General features: G+C 26.8%; 1 protein-coding gene. It reads left to right on the top strand.

What is annotated here, in order from left to right; translation table 11 throughout:
* Window positions 1-930: ArdC family protein (locus L988_RS11400; protein ID WP_156111960.1), on the top strand; the 930-nt coding region annotated here is incomplete at its 5' end.
* Window positions 931-975: the final 45 nt, after the last annotated feature.

The raw sequence follows: 975 nt of genomic DNA, 5'->3' as shown, positions 1-975 counted from the left end.
AATGCTCACAGAGAAGAATTTGTAGAAAACGTTATAGAATCTTTAGAGAAAGGTAAAATTCCCTGGGAAAAGGACTGGGAAAATTCACAAGCTCCAATGAATCCAGTAACAGGAACGATATATAAAGGGTCTAATAATATAGTTTTAAATTCTGTATCTTGTTTTAAAGATTATGAAGATCACAGATGGATGACTTATAAACAAGCTCAGGAGAAAAATTGGCAAGTAAGAGAAGGAGAAAAAGGAACAAAAATAGAATATTTTTCAATCATAGATAAAAAAACAAATAAACCATTAAATAAAGAAATGTACAATAAATTATCTCAAAATGAAAAGCTAGAATATGATAAAAATTTATATTATTTAAGAAAAACTTATACAGTATTTAATGGACAACAAATTGATGGTATTCCTGAACTGCAAAAAGAAAAAAGAGAAGTTGATTATAACAAAATTAATGATATTTTAGTAAATTCAAATATTGAAATAAAATATGGTGATGATAGAGCTTTTTATTCTCCTGAAAAAGATATTATAGCACTTCCTCCAAAAGAAGTTTTTAAAAATGAAAATTCATTTTATGGAACTGCCTTACATGAACTAGCACATAGTACAGGACATCCTCAAAGATTAAATAGAGATTTATCGGGAAGATTTGGAACAGAAAGTTATGCAAAGGAAGAATTAAAAGCTGAATTTGCAAGTGTTTTTATCGGTCAAGAAAAAGGATTAAATTATAACGAAAGACATTTAGAAAACTCTAATGCTTATCTTCAAAGTTGGATAAATGTTTTAAAAAATGACCCTAATGAAATTTTTACAGCTTCTAAAGAAGCAGATAAAATTTCTACTCATGTTTTAAAGTATGAAAAAGAAAAACAACCAAAAATAGAAAAATCACTAAAAAAAGAGTTAGAAATTTCATTATAACCCTTCAAGAATTGAGTGTTTACAGGTACACAATACTCTTTATTT

Source organism: Cetobacterium sp. ZWU0022, from assembly GCF_000800875.1.
GTDB lineage: Bacteria > Fusobacteriota > Fusobacteriia > Fusobacteriales > Fusobacteriaceae > Cetobacterium_A.
Note: the sequence above shows the minus strand (reverse complement) of the source record. Positions and strands in the feature narration are given on the sequence as shown.